At 70.7% G+C, this 18,242-nt stretch carries 13 protein-coding genes; 6 read left to right on the top strand and 7 right to left on the bottom strand.

Features of this window, described 5'->3' with window-relative positions; all coding sequences use genetic code 11:
- Position 1: 1 nt before the first annotated feature.
- The 4 genes from WMF34_RS11645 (at position 2) to galK (ending at position 6,830) form a co-directional block, all read left to right on the top strand.
- On the top strand, positions 2-904 hold the full coding sequence (locus tag WMF34_RS11645) for a bestrophin family protein (protein WP_012234861.1): 903 nt from the start codon (positions 2-4) through the stop codon (positions 902-904).
- Between the two features lie 174 nt (positions 905-1,078).
- Positions 1,079-1,903, top strand: coding sequence for a shikimate dehydrogenase (gene aroE, locus WMF34_RS11640; protein WP_012234860.1), 825 nt, complete (start codon positions 1,079-1,081; stop codon positions 1,901-1,903).
- Between the two features lie 598 nt (positions 1,904-2,501).
- Entirely contained in the window at positions 2,502-5,306 is a 2,805-nt protein-coding gene (locus WMF34_RS11635; RefSeq protein WP_437993338.1) for an nSTAND1 domain-containing NTPase, read from the top strand.
- Positions 5,307-5,717: 411 nt separating this feature from the next.
- A complete protein-coding gene (gene galK / locus WMF34_RS11630) occupies positions 5,718-6,830 on the top strand; it encodes a galactokinase (protein WP_437993337.1) in 1,113 nt (370 codons plus the stop codon).
- 76 nt (positions 6,831-6,906) lie between these two features.
- Here galK and WMF34_RS11625 read toward each other — a convergent pair whose 3' ends face one another.
- Genes WMF34_RS11625 through WMF34_RS11605 form a run of 5 tightly spaced genes read right to left on the bottom strand, consistent with a single transcriptional unit; the run spans position 6,907 to position 12,564 of the window.
- On the bottom strand, positions 6,907-7,899 hold the full coding sequence (locus tag WMF34_RS11625; RefSeq protein WP_012234858.1) for an NAD-dependent epimerase/dehydratase family protein: 993 nt from the start codon (positions 7,897-7,899) through the stop codon (positions 6,907-6,909).
- Positions 7,900-7,923: 24 nt separating this feature from the next.
- Entirely contained in the window at positions 7,924-8,928 is a 1,005-nt protein-coding gene (locus WMF34_RS11620; RefSeq protein WP_012234857.1) for an ABC transporter permease subunit, read from the bottom strand.
- Between the two features lie 2 nt (positions 8,929-8,930).
- A complete protein-coding gene (locus tag WMF34_RS11615) occupies positions 8,931-10,013 on the bottom strand; it encodes an ABC transporter permease (RefSeq protein WP_080598838.1) in 1,083 nt (360 codons plus the stop codon).
- The gene (locus tag WMF34_RS11610) at positions 10,006-11,526 is read right to left on the bottom strand and encodes a sugar ABC transporter ATP-binding protein (RefSeq protein ID WP_012234855.1); all 1,521 of its coding nucleotides are present in this window, start codon (positions 11,524-11,526) and stop codon (positions 10,006-10,008) included. Before WMF34_RS11610 ends, WMF34_RS11615 begins: the two co-directional genes overlap by 8 nt.
- A gap of 9 nt (positions 11,527-11,535) precedes the next feature.
- On the bottom strand, positions 11,536-12,564 hold the full coding sequence (locus WMF34_RS11605) for an ABC transporter substrate-binding protein (protein WP_157906612.1): 1,029 nt from the start codon (positions 12,562-12,564) through the stop codon (positions 11,536-11,538).
- Positions 12,565-13,501: 937 nt separating this feature from the next.
- Between WMF34_RS11605 and WMF34_RS11600 the strand changes: the two genes are divergently transcribed.
- Together WMF34_RS11600 and WMF34_RS11595 are read left to right on the top strand one after the other, a co-directional pair.
- Positions 13,502-13,873, top strand: coding sequence for a dienelactone hydrolase family protein (locus WMF34_RS11600; protein WP_437993336.1), 372 nt, complete (start codon positions 13,502-13,504; stop codon positions 13,871-13,873).
- Between the two features lie 106 nt (positions 13,874-13,979).
- Entirely contained in the window at positions 13,980-15,173 is a 1,194-nt protein-coding gene (locus WMF34_RS11595) for a vWA domain-containing protein (protein WP_044968290.1), read from the top strand.
- A 4-nt stretch (positions 15,174-15,177) separates the two neighbouring features.
- Here the strand turns inward: WMF34_RS11595 and WMF34_RS11590 are convergent, their stop codons facing one another.
- Both WMF34_RS11590 and WMF34_RS11585 read right to left on the bottom strand, forming a co-directional pair.
- Positions 15,178-15,360 carry a hypothetical protein gene (locus WMF34_RS11590; protein ID WP_044964635.1) on the bottom strand — a complete coding sequence of 61 codons (183 nt, stop codon included), beginning with the start codon at positions 15,358-15,360 and terminating at the stop codon, positions 15,178-15,180.
- A gap of 40 nt (positions 15,361-15,400) precedes the next feature.
- On the bottom strand, positions 15,401-17,926 hold the full coding sequence (locus tag WMF34_RS11585) for a DUF3656 domain-containing U32 family peptidase (protein WP_437993335.1): 2,526 nt from the start codon (positions 17,924-17,926) through the stop codon (positions 15,401-15,403).
- Positions 17,927-18,242 lie beyond the last annotated feature (316 nt).

The following is an 18,242-nucleotide window of genomic DNA, read 5'->3' as shown; positions in this document are numbered from 1 at the left end:
GATGATCCCCTACACCAGGCGCGCTTGGCTGCCGATGCTCGTCTCGCCGCGGGGCTCCCTGTCGCCGGGCGTGATGCGTCGCGTGCTGGCCTTCGGGGTCATCGCCGCCGCGCTCTGGCTCGCGCACAGGCACATCCCCCGCGTGTCGCTCTCGATCGGCATTCACGAGGTCGCCGGCGCGGTGATCGCGCTCATCCTCGCGTTCCGCACGAACACGGCTTATAACCGCTTCTGGGAGGGTCGCACCCTCTGGGGCTCGATCGTGAACGCGAGCCGCAACATCACGCGCATCGTGAACGCGCACGCCGCGGTGGACCCGGGCGCGGCGCGCGAGGTCGCCGTCTGGGTGGTGGTGTTCGTCCACGCCGCGCGGCGCTCGCTGCGCAGGCAGGCCGAGCGCCCGGAGATCGAGCGGCTGCTCCCGGCGGAGCAGGTCGAGGCCCTCTCGGCGCACCCTCACCCGCCGCTCCGCGCGGCGCAGCAGGTCTCCGAGCGCCTCGCGGCCTTCGTCCGGGCCGGGAGCCTCGAGCGCAACATGGCGGTATGCGCCGAGGAGCAGCTGAGCGTCCTGGTCAACTGCCTCGGGGGCTGCGAGCGCATCCTCAAGACCCCCACGCCGCTCGGCTACATCCTGCTGCTCCAGCGGGGCGTGGCGCTCTACCTGGCCACGCTGCCGCTCGCCCTCGTCGAGGCGCTCGGGGTGCTGACGCCCGTCGTGACGATGCTGGTGGCGTATCCCGTCCTGATGATCGAGGCGCTCGGCGGGGAGCTCGACGACCCGTTCGGCCACGAGCCGAACGACCTGCCCCTCACGCGCATCTGCGACACCATCGAGCGCGACCTCCTGGGGTCGTCGCCGCTCCATCTGGTGATGGCGTCGAAGGCCGAGAGCTACCAGGACTGAGCGCGGCGCGGCGGTGGCGGCGCCTTTCTCGCCGCTTCCCGAGGAGGGCCGGAAGGCGCTCTGCATGCGAGCCGCCACGGCGCCGCCGCGCGCTCCTGGCAATTGGCTGGACACTATCGTAGATCTGCGGCGCTCGCGGGCGCGGCCCCGCGTCGCTGAGGCCTGGACGCCCCCATGACCGATCGCTACGCCATCATCGGCAATCCCATCTCCCAGACCAAGTCGCCGGCGCTGCAGACCGCCTTTGCCGAGCAGTGCGGGCAGGACATGGTGTACGGCGCGATCCTCGGCGAGCTGGATGGCTTCGCCGCCGCCGTACGCGAGTTCCAGAAGAGCGGCGGCAAGGGCATGAACATCACCATGCCCTTCAAGCTCGAGGCCTTCGCGCTGGCCGACGAGCTGACGCCCCGCGGCCGCGCCGCCGGCGCGATCAACATGTTCACCTTGCGCGCCGACGGCACCGTCCTCGGCGACAACACCGACGGCTTCGGCATCGTGCGCGACATCACCCATAACCTCGGCCGCCGCCTCGAGGGCGCGCGCGTGCTGCTCCTCGGCGCGGGCGGCGCGGTGCGCGGCGCCCTGTTGCCGCTCCTCGATGAGCAGCCGGCCGAGATCTTCGTCGCCAACCGCACCGCCAGCAAGGCCGTGGAGCTCGCCGCCGAGTTCGGCCCGCATGCCGGCGCGGTCCGGCTCGCCGGCGGCGGCTTCGCCGACATCGCCGGGCGCTTCGACGTGATCATCAACGGCTCGGCCTCGTCCATGACCAACGAGGTGCCGCCCCTGCCCGCCGGCGTGTGGAGCGAGGGCTCCCTGGCCTACGACATGGCCTACAAGAAGGAACCGACCGCCTTCGTGCAGGCCGCGCGCGCGGCCGGCGTGGGCCAGACAGCCGACGGCCTCGGCATGGTGGTCGAGCAGGGCGCCGAGTGCTTCACCCTGTGGCGCGGCATGCGGCCCGACACAGCGCCCGTCATCGCTGCGCTGCGGGGAGCCTGAGCGGCGCGCCCGAGCCGTCAGGGTCGCGGACGCGCCCCACCACGGCGAGCTCACGTCAGGCAGCGAGGTGCTCGCGTCTTGATATGAGAACGGCGCCGGCGTCGACACGACCGTTTTGTGAAGCACGCGCGCGCCGCACGCCTGCTCGACCGCGATCCCCGAGTCGAAGCCCGACGCCGACGCGAACAGCGCCGCGCTGCCCGCAAAGGCCGTGTTGTTCCGGACGATCCCTCCGACATGGCCAATGGTCGAGGCGCCGGGGCACGGGTCGTCCGCGTACGTCCGCCCCTCGGTCGTCTCGCCGAGGCCGAGGCCCACCCCCGCGCGCAATCCCGGATTGCGTTCCGTTCGACGATGAACGGCGGACATACGCAGAGCGCATGTCCCACATCATCGGACCCAAATGCTCCCGTTCGTTCATTTGGAAGCATTGAATGCGCGGCGCAGGCGTCGATTAGACGCACCGCATTGCATTGGAGGAGGGTAGATGTCCAGCACGACAGCCACCGAGGAGCCGCTCCGTCGATTTTCTGCGCGGTCGAGCACGATCACGGCAGGTCCGGCGAAGAGGAATCGCTTGCGCGAGGACGTGGCCCGAGTGAACACGACGCTCGCCACCGCAGCCCCCTCCAGAGCCCCCCTGCCCCACAGGGCGATGGTCAAGGGCGGCGGCGTGGGCGCGGCCGCTCGCACGCTGGACGACCACGCGACAACCGCGGCGGCCGCCCCGTCGCCCTCGCAGCGATCGCAGGCGAGGCCGCCGCTTTCGGCCGGCACCCGCATCGGCCATTACGAGCTCCTGCGCGAGCTCGGCCGGGGCGGAATGGGCGTGGTGTTCCTCGCGCGCGACACGCGGCTCGCCCGCCTCGTCGCGATCAAGCTCCTCACCCGCCTGAGCAGCCTCGGGGTCCAGCGCTTCCTGATCGAGGCGCAGGCCACCGCCCGCTGCAAGCACGAGCACATCGTGACGATCCATGAGGTGGACGAGCACAACGGTTACCCGTACATGGTGCTCGAGTTCATCGAGGGCCAGAGCCTCCGCGGCTGGATGGAGCGGCGCAGGCCCGCGGAGGCAGGCGTGGAGGTGTCGACTGCGCCGCTGCCGCCCGGCCTGGCAGTCGACATGATGGCCCCCGTCGTGCGCGCGCTCGCGAGCGCGCACGCGTCCGGCATCGTCCATCGCGACCTCAAGCCCGAGAACATCATGCTGGACGCGTCGGGCGCGATCAAGGTGGTCGATTTCGGCATCGCCAAGCTGCGCGACGAAGAGGCGAGCCTCGCAGCCGATGGCCCTTCCGCCGAGGACATGCACCTCACCGCCGACGGAGGGATCATCGGCACGCTGGCGTACATGTCCCCCGAGCAGTGGTGGGGAACGGAGATCGACGCGTCCAGCGATATCTGGGCGGTGGGGATCATGCTGCACGAGCTCGTGCTCGGCACGCACCCGCTCGCGCCGTACAGCAGGGCGGCTCTCCTCAGCGTGCCGGTCCTCGACGAGCCGCTCCCCGAGGTCAGCGCGCGCCACCCAGAGGTCGGCGTGCTCGGCGCGATCATCGATCGCTGCCTGCGCAAGCGAAGAGCCGAGCGGTACGCCTCCGCCGAGGAGCTCCTGGCGGAGCTCTTGCCCCTCCTGCCCGGGCGCCGGGAGCTCCACCTCGGCGCTGACGAGAACCCTTTCGCCGGCCTCTCCTCCTTCCAGGAGGCCGACGCCGACCGCTTCTTCGGCCGCGCGCAGGATGTCGCGGGTGTGGTCGCGCGCCTCCGGAGCCAGCCGCTGCTCGCGGTCGCGGGCGCGTCGGGCGTGGGGAAGTCGTCGCTCGTGCGGGCCGGGGTGATCCCGGCGCTCAAGCGATCCGGCGAGGGCTGGGAGGCGCTCATCGTGCGGCCCGGGCGCGAGCCGATGGCGGCGCTCGCGGAGCTCTTCACCAAGCCGGGCGTGGCCCTGAGCACCGAGCTCCAGGCGCTCGCCCCGGATGGCGCCGCGGCGGCGCGGGCGGCGCTGGTCCCGCGGCTGCGCGCCGAGCCGGGCCTGCTCGGCGCCGCGCTCCGCGGGTGGGCGGTCCGCGCGCAGAAGCGCCTCGTGGTGTTTCTCGATCAATTCGAGGAGCTGTTCACGCTCGGCGCCCCTGCCGACGAGCGCGCGGCGTTCCTCGCGTGCCTCGAGGGCATCGCCGACGACGCGTCGTCGCCGCTGCGGCTCGTCCTGTCGGTGCGGTCGGATTTCATCGAGCGGCTGGCCGGGCACGAGCGCTTCATGGCGGCGATGATCCGCGGCCTCGTGTTCCTCCGGCCGATGGTGCGCGAGGACCTGCGCGAGGCGCTGGTAAGGCCGATCGAGGCGGCGCGGCACGAGATCGAGGATCCGGCGATGGTCGAGGGTATCCTCGACGCGCTGGAGAGGACGCACGGCGCGCTGCCGTTGCTCCAGTTCACGGCAGCCAGGCTGTGGGAGATGCGCGATCGCAAGCGCCGGCTGCTCACGCGGGCGAGCTACGAGGCGCTCGGCGGCGTGGCGGGCGCGCTGGCCAGCCACGCCGACACGTTGTTGGCCGGGATGAGCTGGCGCCAGGCGAAGCTGGCGCGAGCGGTCCTGAAGCGCCTGGTGACGCCGGAGCGGACGTGCGCCGTGGCCAGCCTGAGCGAGCTCTGCGAGCTGCCCGGGGATCCGGGCGCGATCGAGCGGGTGGTGGGCCTGCTCGCCGACGGGCGGCTCCTGGCGATCGAGAGGGGGAGCGACCGCGCGGGCAGCACGGTGGAGATGGTGCACGAGTCGCTGATCGAGCGGTGGCCGACGCTCAAGCGCTGGCTCGACGAGAGCCAGGAGGACGCGGTGTTCCTGGAGCGGTTGCGCGCGGCCGCGAGGCTGTGGGATTCGAGCGACCGGGCCGTGGACATGCTCTGGCGCGGCGAGATGGCCGAGGAGGCGCGCGGCCTTCGCAAGCGCTACCGGGGGGAGCTGCCGGAGCGAGAACGGCTCTTCCTGGAGGAGGTGCTCCGGCTGGCCGATCACAGGCGGCGTCGGCGGCGCCGGCTCATCACCGGGGTCATCGCAGCCCTGTCGCTGCTGGTGGTCTCGGGGATGGGCCTCGTGAAGGTGACCCGCGAGAACTGGGCGATCATGGTGCAGCACGAGCAATCGTGGCTGAAGGCCGCAAGCGAGGCCTGGGCGAGGAGCGTGGCGGAGAAGGCGCAGCGGGACAGCGAGGAGCAGCTCAGGTTGGCCGAGCGGAAGCTCCGCGACGCCGTGGAGGCCAAGGAGCAGGCCGAGACCGAGCTGAAGCGTGTCCGCGAAAAGGCCGACAAGGCGGGTGTCTGGGTGAAGAAGCCGGTGGAGAACGTGCCGCAGAGCAACAAGCCAAAGCAGATTGGGTCGGTCCGCGACGACCTGAGAGACCGATAGAGCGCCCCGGGCCCGTCGTGCCGGTGTGCCGCAGATCGCGCCCCAAGCTCGCCACCGCCGCCCCACGCACGTTGTAGAGCGTCAGCACCTGCCCCGTCGATCCGGGGCAGGTGCCGCGGTCGGCGGCTTGGGGATGTCGGCGTCAGTCTGCTTGACTATCAATTCCGTCTTCTCCTCCACGGGCGCAGGTTTCCTCATTCAGAGGATCGTGTCGGCCTGGAAGCATGTGACTCGCTCGCCGCCCCCTTCGACATACCAGGACATCAAGAACCACCGCGACGTCATCAACGAGCACCGGCCGTTCGACTTCGTCATCAAGGACGGCGACACCCGGCGCAGATCCCGCAGTTGTGGCTTGACGCCTCGGAAACATTTGGGTTTCCTGCGCCCCGTGAACATGGGTGCGCCGCGATGACGGTGAAGAGCAATGGCTTCGAGGTCGTCTTCGGTCGTCCGGCGAAGGTCCTGGCCGAGGCGCCGGGGCGCGTGAACCTGATCGGCGAACACACCGATTACAACGGCGGCTACGTGCTGCCGACGGCGATCCCGCAGAAGACGCGCGTCGAGATCGCGCCCCGGGAAGACAGGCTCATCCAGGTCGCGACGGCGAACGTGGACGGCGGCGCCCTGCTCTCGTTCCGCGCCGGCGAGGAGGCGCGCCGCGGGCTGTGGCTCGACTACGTGCAGGGCATCACCGCGGTCCTCCGCGGCCGGGGCGCATCGATCCCCGGCTTCGACGCGAGGATCGAGTCGACAGTGCCGCTCGGAAGCGGCCTGTCGTCGAGCGCCTCGCTGCTCGTGGCGCTCGCCCGCGCCCTGCGGTCGATGCTCGGCCTGTCCATCGACGACGTGGAGATCGCCCGGATCGCGCACGCCGCGGAGCACGACTTCGTGGGCGCGCCGGTCGGGACGATGGATCAGATGGCCGCGAGCCTCGCCGACGAGAGCACGGCGCTCTTCATCGACACGAGGACGCTCGCGTTCGAGCGCATCCCGCTGCCCGCGGAGGCCGAGCTGCTCGTCGTCGACTCCGGGGTGGCTCACCAGCACGCGAGCGGCGACTACAAGACGCGGCGCGCGGAGTGCAAGCAGGCGGCCGCGGCGCTCGGCGTCCCGGAGCTCCGGGACGTCGACGCGACCGTGGAGCCGCGCATCGCGTCGCTGCCGGCGCCGCTCGACCGGCGCGCGCGCCACGTCGTGACCGAGAACGCCCGGGTGCTCGCCGCCGTGGCCGCGCTCCGCGCCGGGGATCTGGCCCGCCTTGGCGAGCTCTTCGACGCGTCCCACCGGTCGATGCGCGACGATTTCGAGGTGTCGGTGCCGGCGGTCGACGAGCTTGTGGAGAGCGCGCGGGCGCAGCCGGACGTCTTCGGCGCCCGGCTGACCGGCGGCGGCTTCGGCGGCGCGATCGTGGCCCTGGTGAAGCGCGGGCGCGCTGCGAGCGTGGGGCGGGCCGTCGTGGAGGCCTACGCGCGCACGCCGGGCCGCCGGGCGACGGTGCTTGTCGGCGGGCCCGTCCCCTAGCAGCGACGCTCGGCGTCGGCGTGATCGCCAGGCTCGTCCACCACGGGAAGGGGCCGCCGCGGGGAGGCAGGGCCCATCAACCGGGGTACCACGTGACGCGCGGGTCATCGGGCGCGCGCACGTAGTCGAAGGCGGCGTCCGTGAGCCGCGCCAGGTCGTACTGCGGCCGCCAGCCGAGCAGAAACTTCGCCTTCGAGTTGTCCAGCCAAGTCGAATGGAACGGCGTCTTCACCCTCACGCTCGGCAGGCCCCGCGTCGCCTCCAGGTAACGCGCCAGCTCCCCGTAGTCCACCGGCTCGTCCATGCAGATGTTGAAGGTCTGCTGGCGCGCCTTCTCATGATTGATGGCCTTGACGATCGCGGTGACCAGATCCTCCACATGCACGAAGTTACGCTTCACCGGCTCGCCGTGGCGGTCGAGCATCACCGGCACGGCGCCCGAGCGGACGTACCCCTCCGCCGCCTCGGTACCGACCAGATCGCGCCACCTCGGCCCTCCGAACACGTCGTCCCCGAAGGATAGCTGCGCCTTGAAGTCGTCTTTCTCCATGATCCACGGCGCGCGCAGGCAGCATCCGTTGAGCTCATACTGAATGTAGTACTGCTCGAGCATGACCTCCTCGAGCACCTTGGATAGCGCGTAACAACCCGGGTAGGCGCTGTGCCGCTGCGCCTCCGTGACGGGGACGGGGTGCGGATAAAAAAAGTGGCCCATCCCGGCGTCGCCCCCGACCAGGATGAATTGCTCGAACGCAGGGCTGACGCGGCAGGCCTCCAGCAGCCAGAACATGCCTTTGACGGCCACGTCCATGATGCTCTCCGGGGTCTCCTTGCTGGTCGCCAGGTGCAGCACGTGGGTCACCCCCTCGGTCGCCTCGTTGACGACGGCCCTGTCCTCGATGGCCCCGCGCAGCACCTCCACGCGCGCCGTCCGCTCCAGCATGCGGTTATGGCACAGCGCGCGGACCTTCCACCCCTCGAACGCGGGGTTCGACAGGAACCTGCGGATGAATGTCTGGCCGACCTTGCCCGCCGCCCCGGTGACCAGAATTCGCTTGGCCTCGTTCATTCTATCGCTCCTCGCTCTCCACATTCATGAATGACGACCGTACTCCACCCCCCTGGCTGCGGGGGCCGAGCGGATCAGGACCTGCTGCATGACGATGAAGACGAGCAGCAGCAGCCCGATGCTGATGTGGTGCCAGGGCGACGGCAGCCGTCCATCCAGGTTGATCACCGCCCGCACGATGCCCGTGATCATCACGCCCATCACGGTGCCGACGACGCTGCCAGCCCCCCCGGTCAGCAGCGTTCCGCCGATCACCACCGAGGCGATGGCCTCGAGCTCCATGCCGGCGCCGATGTTCGGCTTTCCGGCGCTGTCGATCAGCGCCGTCGTGACCCCGCCGAGGCCCGCGCACAAGCCGCACAACGCGTACAGACCCACCGTCGTGGCGCCCAGCGGCACCCCCATGAGCAGCGCCGCCTGCCTGTCCCCGCCGATGGCCAGGACGTTCCGGCCGAAGCTCGTGCTACGGCCGAGGATCACGCCGAGCACGAGGACGACCAGGAACAACAGCGCCGTCGCCGGGACCCAGGTCCGGTCCAGGCCCGGGATCGTCAGCGCGAAGCCGAGCTCATCGACGATCCAGTCCAGCACAGGGTGATCGATGCCGATCGGCTGCATGCTGACGAGGAACGCCGCGCCGCGGGCGAAGAACATGCCCGCGAGCGTCACCAGGAACGGGGGCAGAGAGAAACGATGGATCAGGTGCCCCGTCATGGCGCCGAACGCGACCGACACCGCGAGGCCGATGCAGAACGCCAACAGCGGGTGGCAACCACCGGCCACCAGCGTACCGACGAGCACGGTCGTGAGCGCGACGACGGAGCCGACCGAGAGGTCGATCCCCCCCGACAGGATGACGAAGGTCATGCCCACCGCGCAGAGGCCCATCGCCGCGTTCCCCTTGATCAGGTCGACAAGGAAACGCAGGCTACGCGCCGTGTCGTAACAGACCAGCACCCCCGAGTAGAGCGCGATCAGGAGGACCGCGGTCACCACGAGCGGCAGATCCCGCCGATCCCAGCGGAGCATGGCTACTGCCACCGCTTGAGCCCGAGCAGCTCGACGAGCCGCCGGCGCGACTCCTCCGAGACCAGCAGACAGCTGAGCAGCATCACGCCGGCCTTGGGCATCGGCTCGATCTCGGAGGGGACGTGCTGGATGTACATCGTGGTGGAGAGCGTTTGTATCAACAACGCTCCTATCAGGGTGCCCCCCAGATAGAAGCGCCCCCCGGTGAGCGCCGTACCGCCGATCACCGCGGCGAAAATGGCGTCCAGCTCCCGCAGGCGCCCCACGCGATCGGGGTCGGCCGTGGAGATGTACGAGGCGGCCACGAGCCCGGCGATGCCGGCGCACAGGCCCGAAAAGCCGTACAACCAGAGCTTGATGCGGCGGTCGCTGACGCCTGCGAGCCGGCTCGCCCGCTCGTTGTCGCCGATCGCTTCCATGAACAGACCGAGCGCCGTCCTCCGGCAGAGCAGCGCGGCGACGACGAACACGGCGGCCACAAGCACCATGGAGAACGGCAAGCCACCGACGTGACCGTTGCCGATGAACGCAAACGTCGCATCCGTGTGCGTCACGGGCTCGGCGCGGGTGATGAGCATGGCGACGCCGCGGACACCGACCATGCTGATCAAGGTGACGATGATGGGCTGGATGTTCAGCGCCGTCACCAGCGCGCCGTTGAACAGACCGACGCCGCCGGCGACGGCGAGGGACAAGAACGCAGCCAGGAGCGGCCCGCAGTGGGCCTCCTTCATCAGGATCACGCAGGTGGCGCCCGACAACGCCATGACCGAGCCGACCGACAGGTCGATGCCCCTGACGGCGATCACCAGGGTCAGGCCGATCGCGAGGAGCATCACCTCCGAGCCCTGGTTGAGCAGGTTGATGGGCGTCCCGTAATAAGCCCCGTCGCGCTCGACGATGGAGAAGAAATTCTTGGACAGGACGGAGTTGAACAGAAGGAGCGCCAGGAGGCCGAGCAAAGGCCAGGCCTCGCGGCGCCCGCGCACGAGCAGCAGGGCGCTCGCACAGCCGATGAAGAGGAGGATCCCGATGCCGGTGGGGTTGGCGTTCGTGCGCGCCGCTTCCGTGATCTTCTCAAGCATCGGGCGGCGCCTCCTTCTGATGGGCGATAGACTGGATGATGGACGCAGGCGTCACGGACTCTCCCGCGAGCTCGCCCTGCTGCTTGCGGTCTCTCAAGACCACCACCCTGGAGCAGTTGCGCGCGATCTCCTCGAGCTCCGATGAGATCAAGACCGTGGCGACCCCCTTCTCGCTGAGCGACCTCACCAGCGCCTCGATCTCCAGCTTGGCGCCGATGTCCACGCCGCGCGTGGGCTCGTCGAGCAGCATGATCCGCGGCTGCATGGCCATCCAGCGCGCGAGCAGCACCTTCTGCTGATTGCCGCCCGAGAGCAGCTTGACGGGCGTCTCGGGGGACGGCGTCTTGATGCTGAGGGCCTTGATGTAGTGCTGGACCAGACGATCCCGCTCGTGGCGCGGGAGCACCCGCAGCGCCCCCCGGGAGGCCTGCAAGGCGAGCACGAGGTTCTCTCGCACCGAGAGGTTCGGGATGATGCCATCCACCTTGCGGTCTTCCGGGCAGTACGCGAGGCCGGCCCGGATCGCGTGCCGTGGTGTCTTGATCTCGGTCGCACGTCCGTTCACCGCGAGCTCACCGCGATCTGCGGGCTCGATCCCGAAGAGCATCCTGGCGGTCTCGCTTCGGCCAGAGCCGAGCAGCCCCGCCAGCCCCACCACCTCGCCGGGCCGCAGCGCGAGCTCGATCGGCCCGATGACCCCCGTTCTCTCGAGGCCGCGCGCGGCGAGCGCCGGCTCAGCGGCGCTCGCCGCCCCTCCCGGACCGGCAGCGCCGCCCGGCGCGGCACTGCCTTTCGCGCCAGGCTCGACGCCCAGCATCGCCTGAACGAGCTCCAGGCGAGGCAGCGCGCTGCTCGCGTACTGCCCGACCAAGCAGCCATTCCTGAGCACCGTGATCGTATCGCTGACCGCGTAGACTTGATCCAGGAAGTGAGTCACGAAGAGGATCGCCAACCCCTGGGCCTTCAGCCTCTGCATCACGTCGAAGAGCCGCAGCGTCTCCGCTTCATCCAGGCTGGAGGTGGGTTCATCCAGGATCAGGATCCGCGCGTCCACGGCGAGCGCGCGGGCGATCGCCACCATCTGCTGCAGCGCAGTGGGCAGCGCCGCCACCGATCGCGATACGTCGAGATCCAGCGAGAGGCGCGCGAGGGCCTGACGAGCCTTCGCGCGGACGGCGCGCCGGTCGATCAGGCCGAAGCGCCGAGGCTGCCGGCCCAGCATGATGTTGTCCGCGATGGAGAGGTGCGGGATCAGGCTGATTTCCTGGTGCACCGCGCTGATCCCCAGCGATTCCGCGTGGCGGGGAGAGGTCGGCCGGATCACCGCACCGCCGAGGCGCAAGGTCCCGGCGTCGGGAGGATAGACGCCGGTGAGCAGCTTGATCAGCGTCGACTTGCCGGCGCCGTTCTCCCCCATCAACGCCTGGATCTCGCCGGCGCGCGCTTCGACGTGCACGTCGTGCAGAGCGCGAACGCCGGGGAAGGACTTGCTGAGGCCCTCGACAGAGAGCAAGGCCTTCCCTCAGTAGGGCCGCGAGCCGATGGCCGCCGCTGCCTGCTCGCGCTCGAAGATCTGGCCAGGGACGATCGTGCGCTTCGGCACCTTCTCACCACGCACGATCTTGTCGATCGTATCGAAGAGCAGGGGGCCGTGCATGGGGTTGCACTCGACCGTCGCGTTCAGCTTCCCCTCCATCATGGCCTCGAACGCCGGCTTCACGGCGTCGATCGATATCACCAGGATATCCTGCCCGGGCTTCAACCCTGCCGCCTGGATCGCCTGAATCGCCCCGAGCGCCATGTCGTCGTTGTGAGCGTAGACGGCGTTGATCTCGCCCTTGTGGGCCGAGAGCAGCGTCTCCATCACCGTTTTTCCCTTGGTGCGCGTGAAGTCACCGCTCTGGCTCGCGATGATCTTCATGTCCGGATGCTTCGCGATGGCCTCGGCGAAGCCGGTCTTGCGCATCACCGCCACGTCCGCCGCCGGCGTGCCCACGAGCTCGATGATCCGCGCCTTGCCGTTCGTCTGCTTTGCGAGCCACTCCCCTGCCCGGCGCCCCTCCCAGACGAAATCCGCGACCATCACCGTCTCGTACAGATCTTCCTCCGCGTCCACGCCCCGGCTCGTGAGCACCACCGGGATCCCGGCGCGCTTGGCCTCCTTCAATGTGGGCTTCCAGCCCACAGATTCTTGCGGCGCAATGACGATGACGTCGACGCCCTTGGTGATGAACCCGTTGACGGCGTTGACCTGGTTGTTGTGCACGTTCTGACCGTCTGCGAAGAGGAGCTGCACGTGGCGCTTCTCCGCCTCCGCCTGGATCGACTTGCTGTGCGCGATCCTCCAGGAGCTCTCGGCGCCCGTCTGCGAGAAGCCGACGACGATCTCGGTCAGCGCCTTCGGCTTCCGCCCTGCGGCCTCGGCGCTCGACGCCGGCTTCTGGGCGTCGCGCGCGGCCTCGCTCTCCTCGCGGGAGCAGCCGGCGGCGACGGACGCCGAGCCCAGGATGGCCAGGAACATCCTCCGTGACACGTGGTTTTGTGGGTTCATGTTCTTCAACATAGATCACGCCGCCCCGACGGTTGTCATCCGGCGTCGCCAGCGCTGCCGGATCTTTGAAGGAATCATCTCCGGTGAACAGCACTCGAGATCTCACGACAACCGCCGAACAAGCGCGGGATGCGGTGTTCTCCGGTGCAGCACCCTCGGCTCGATGCCAATCTCCATCGTTCGGCGATCGCTTCCGCGACGACCGAGCGAACGGAGCTGGTGCAAAGTATCGATCAGACGACGAATGCCTCGGTACGCGTGGCGACCCGAGCAAGGCGCAGCAACAAGGATACCCCTCGGCGGCAATGTGAACGATCACATGAGCAACGTCAATTCCAAACGACCGGTCCGCAGGGTCCCCGAGCCCGAGGGAGCGCGAGGCTGGCGGGGCTCTCCGGAGCGCCGCGGCAAGAGGCGCGGGCGCCTTACCGCGTCGGCGGCGGGCGCGCGACGCGGGGTGTGGCGTTCCGCATCGCCAGATCGAGGTCGCTCCGCCACGCGCCGGAGGTGGCGGCGCTGCAGCGCCTGTGTGACGGCGGCCCGATGCCCGCCCCTCTTGACGCGGCGCTCCGGAGGAGACCTGTCTGCCATCGGGGCGCAAGGACGGTCGCTGGCGGCCGTTTCGAGTTGACATCGGCCATGTGAACGATCACATGCCGCCTTCGGGGCCGCGCCTCGACCCGTCCGGCCACGAGCCGGACGGCCGGCTGCCTCTCACGCGCATCTGCGACACCATCGAGCGCGACGTCCGGGGGTCGTCGCCGCTTCACCCGGAGATGGGCGACGCTGCTGCCTGGGAAGCAGCAGATCAGCAACTCCGCTGCTCGAGGCGCAGAACGACAACTGTGCTCGCCAAGGCGAGAGGAGGAGAGTAATCCACACGCCAAACGCAGGACGAACAGATGTCACGAGCTACAGTCACGTTGAAGACGATCGCGTGATCGCGGCGGCGTCTTACCACGGCGGCAACCTGGCGACCGACGATCCAGACAGCCCGCAGCTCCTGGCGCCGCGGATCCGCGCGCGCGTGTACGTGGCGGGCGCGGTCGAGGACGCCTCGTTCCCTGACCAGCAGAAACAGCGCTTGATCGACGCGCTCCAGCAGGCGGGCGTGCAGCACGCGGTCGAGACGTATGAAGGCGCGAAGGGTCAACGAGTCCATGACGCGTCCATTCCTGAGGTCTCTCGCGCAGCGCGTCACGTCGACGTCACCCACAACCGCGGCGGCGATCCCAGGGGTGCGCGCCTGCTGCTCCTCGGCGCGCCCCGGCGCGCCTTGGCACAGAACGCACCACGCGCATCCACGTAAGCATATGAAATTATTCATATCTTACCCGGTACGCGCCGTGCATCACGGCGTCCCCGGCCGCGTCCGACGTCGGCACGTGACGACCCTGGCGGCCAAGGAGATCCCGATGCACACCCGTTTCCGCTTCGCTTTCATGGTGGGAGGCCTTCTCGCGCTGGGAGCGTGCTCGGGCGGCCCGAGCTCAGCAGAGGGCGGCGACGGGGAGATCCCGGGGAAGGGCGGCGGCGCTGTCCCCGATGCGAGCTTCGGCGAAGGCGCCGCGGTCGGCTCAGCCGCTTCGGGAGGTGTGTCGGATGGAGTCGGTCCTCCGAGCGAAGGCTCCCCCGGCGGAAGCCTGGGCACAGGAGGCGGCGGAGGCGCAGGCGGTGCTGGCGGCGCAGGCGGCGCAGGCGGCGGCGCCAGCATCGATCCTGGCACGCTCACCGCCGGCGCCTGGGACGACAATCGCAACTTCGACTTCTTCCTCTCGTACCGGAGCACGCTCTATTCGCAGCAGCTCCCGGGCCTCTTGCCCATTACCGAGGCCGATCACCAGGCCGCGCACAGCCTCTTCGCGGCGCCTCCAGGAAAAAAGGAGACGCTCGACGTCTCGCTCGTCATCGACACGACCGGCAGCATGAGCGACGAGATCACGTATCTCCAGACGGAGTTCATCGCGCTGTCCGACTCCATCTTCGCCAGGTACCCGAACGCCCAGCAGCGCTGGTCGCTCGTCCTGTACAAGGACACCGAGGACGACTACATCGTCCGGTGGTTCGACTTCCGCTCCGATCCCGACGAGTTCCAGGAGAAGCTCGCCGAGCAGGCGGCCGGCGGCGGCGGCGACTTCCCGGAGGCGCCGGACATGGCGCTCTCCAAGGCGGCCGACCTCTCGTGGCGCACGGGCGGCGACACCGCGCGCCTCGCCTTCTGGGTCGCGGACGCGCCCCACCACGACAGCAACGCCGCGGCGATGGCGAGCGGGATACGAGCCCTGAAGGACCTCGGGGTGGCTGTCTATCCCGTCGCGTCGAGCGGCGTGGATGAGCTCACCGAGCTCAGCATGCGCTCTGCCGCGCAGCTCACGGGCGGCCGATACCTGTTCCTGACGGACGACTCCGGGGTTGGCGGGGCGCACAAGGAGCCGACGATCCCCTGCTATTTCGTCACCAAGCTCGATCGCGCGATCCTGCGCATGGTCGACATCGCGCTCTCCGGCGTCTACCGCGAGCCGGAGCCGTCCGAGATCCTCCGCACCGGCGGTGATCCCCAGGACGGCGCGTGCCAGCTCGCGTCAGGCGGCGAGGTGCTCGTGTTCTGAGCGCTCACTCCGCGCAGCGCGTCGCGTCGCTCGTGTCGGGCTGGAAGCAGGTGACCTCCTCGCCGCTCCCGTCTGTACCGCAGTGCCAATAGCAATCCGCCACATGGCCATAACGGTCGTCGAAGCGAACGCTGCCGTTCTCGCAGACGTCGCTCTCGCGCTCTGCTCGGTCGAACAGGGCTTCCACTGGATGACGAGGAGGGCACGCCGAGCGATGGCCGCACCTCTCACGCCTGCAGCACGCGCAGCGACCCGCGCACCACCCCGTAGCTGCCCTCGGCCCGCAGCCCGCGCGCGACCTCGGCCGGCGCCACCTCCCCGGCGAGCAGCCGCCGGTACGCCTCCACCACCCGCCGCGCCCCCTCGGCGTCCTCCCGCACCAGCTCGATCCGGAACCGCCGCACGCCGCAGCTCGCGAGCCTCGGCACGAGGTGCGCCGCGCTCTGCGGCGCCGCGTGGAACACCGTGTTCCGACACCCCACGTCCGCCTCGAGCGGGTGATCCATGCCCGCCCGGTCCCGCAGCGACAGCGCGTGCTGCTCGCACGGGCGGCCGCAGGTGAGGTGATCCTTGCCCTCGGACAGCGTCGCCGCGATCACGCAGTGCTCCATGTGGAAGAGCGGCATCGGGTGGTGCACCACCACCTCGGCGAACGGCCCGAACGGCGAGTCCAGCAGCGACTCGAGCTGGGCGGCGTCGAGGTCGAACGACGGCGTGAACGCGGCGAGCCCCCGCGAGAGCACCTCGCGCGCGGCCAGCTTGTTCGTGACGTTCAGCGAGAAATCGCCGATCCGGGGCACGCCCGGCGTGGCGTCGAGCAGCGCGCCGAGGCCGCGGACCAGGATCGACGCCGGCCCGAGCGAGAGCAGGTACCGGTCGATCTTCTCCTCGCCCGGCTTGCGGATCCGCGGGGGCGCCACCCCGACGGAGGCCCCGGCCGCCATCAGCTCGCGCGCCGCGGCGCCGAGGCCGACCATCTCCAGGAAATCGAGGTAGACGCCGCTCGCGCCGGCGTCGAGCGCCGCCCGCGCCTGCGCGACGTTGCGGCACAGCACGAAGAGGCCCGGCGCCGGCGGCGGCGCGTCCGGCGGAGCGACCCCGGCGACGAGCCCCTCGGCCGAGAGCGGCGCCGACGGATGGGGGCGGTGCGACGCCTCGATCAGCGCCGCGACGAGCGCCCGGCGCGCGCGGTTGAGCGCCGACGGCGGCACGAGCGCGGGCCCGTCGAGCGACAGCCCGACGCCGCGCAGGGCGAACGGCGTGTCGCCCAGGCGATCCAGCTGCTTCCGCAGCGTGGCCTCGTCGAGCGGCGATCGATCGGCGCGGCCGAGCGGGGTGTCGACCTCGACCGAGGCCGACGCCCCGCCCTCCGTCGCCGCCGAGAGCCGCGGGCGCTCGCCGAGGCGGCCCTCGAGGCGGACGTCGATCGCCACCCGGCGCTGGGCGCGGTCGAGCGCCTCGCGGACCGCGCGCGTGGCGACGGGGTCGCTCGTGCGAAAGACCCGGCGCCCGCGCAGCCCCCGCGCGCCGCTCAGCACGTCCTCGGGCAGCCGCCGGTCCGGGCCGAGCCAGACCTCGACGTCGCCCCCCGCCGGCGCGCGCTCGACCTCGCGGCCAGCCGCCCACAGGCCCCAGATGCGGCCGCCGATCTCGCCCTCGCCGGCGAACCCGCCCTCCACGAGGATCCCCTCGCCGCGCGCGAGCGGCCGGGCGGCGCGGACGACCACGACCTCGTGGCCGCGCCGGCGCGCGACGCCGCGCGCCTCCCCGACCTCGATGCCGCGGTGATCGCAGGTGCGGCCGTCGACGAGGCGCTGGTGGTCGACGCCGCGCAGGAAGCCAGGGCCCGAGCCCCGCGAGAACGCCTGGAGCGCCGCCTCCCGGTCCGTGACCCCGGGGCCCGCCCCCTCGCCGAGCGCCGCGTCGATCGCGGCGCGGTAGAGCCGCGCGGTCGCGCCGACGTACTCCGGGCCCTTGAGGCGCCCCTCGATCTTCACCGAGGCGACGCCGAGCGCGACGAGGTCGGGGATGACGTCGGTGGCGTCGAGATCCTCCGGCGAAAGGAGGTAGGCCGCGTCGCCGAGGTCGCGCAGCGCGCCGTCGACGACGAGGCGGTACGGCAGGCGGCAGGCCTGGGCGCAGGCGCCGCGGTTGGCGCTGCGGCCGCCGATGGCCTCGCTCGTCAAGCACTGCCCCGAGTAGGCGATGCAGAGCGCGCCGTGGACGAAGACCTCGAGCTCGACGTCGGTCGCCCGGCGGATGGCGGCGATGTCGTCGAGCGAGAGCTCCCGGGCGAGGATGACGCGCGCGGCGCCCAGCGATCGCGCGAGCTCGACGCCGGCCGCGTCGGTGCAGGTCATCTGCGTGGAGGCGTGGATCGGGAGCCCGGGCGCGATCGCCCGCGCGAGGCGCATCACCCCGAGGTCCTGGACGATGACCGCGTCGACGCCGGCCGCGGCGCACGCCTCGATCGCGCCGCGGACCGCCGGGAGCTCGTCGTCGAACACCAGCGTGTTCAGGGTGACGTAGCCCTTCACGCCGTGGGCGTGGAGGAAGCGCACCGCCTCCTCGAGCTCCGCCGCGTCGAAGTTCGCGGCCCGCGCGCGGGCGTTGAAGGGCGACGCCGCGCCGCCGCCCGCGGCGCCACCCCGGAGGCCGAAGTAGACGGCATCGGCCCCGCCGCGCACGGCGGCTTCCATGGCGGCGCGGTCACCGGCGGGAGCGAGGACTTCAGGGCGCGCGGGCCGCGACATGCGGGCGGTTCTAGCAAGGGGTGGGGCGGTTGTCGCTCTCTAGCTGGAGCTGGCGCGGCGCGCGGGCTCGCCTTATCGAAGAGCCTGCCGGACGGCGCGCCTTGACCTCGCTTCGCGACGTGAGGCACGATCGTGGAGCGGCCTACCCGGCCGAGGTGCCGTCGGGTCGCCGGCCGGCGCAGCGAGCCCTCGACGACAGGGGCGGATGAGCGGAGCGGCCACGTCAGCCATCAACCACCAGCGCGGAGCCCGGGAGCCGAACGTCGGAGAGGCGCTCGCATTCTCCGCCGGCTCGCGCGCGCCGACGGCGCGTGCC

It is taken from the genome of Sorangium sp. So ce145, from assembly GCF_051525985.1.
GTDB lineage: Bacteria > Myxococcota_A > Polyangia > Polyangiales > Polyangiaceae > Sorangium > Sorangium cellulosum_B.
Note: the sequence above shows the minus strand (reverse complement) of the source record. Positions and strands in the feature narration are given on the sequence as shown.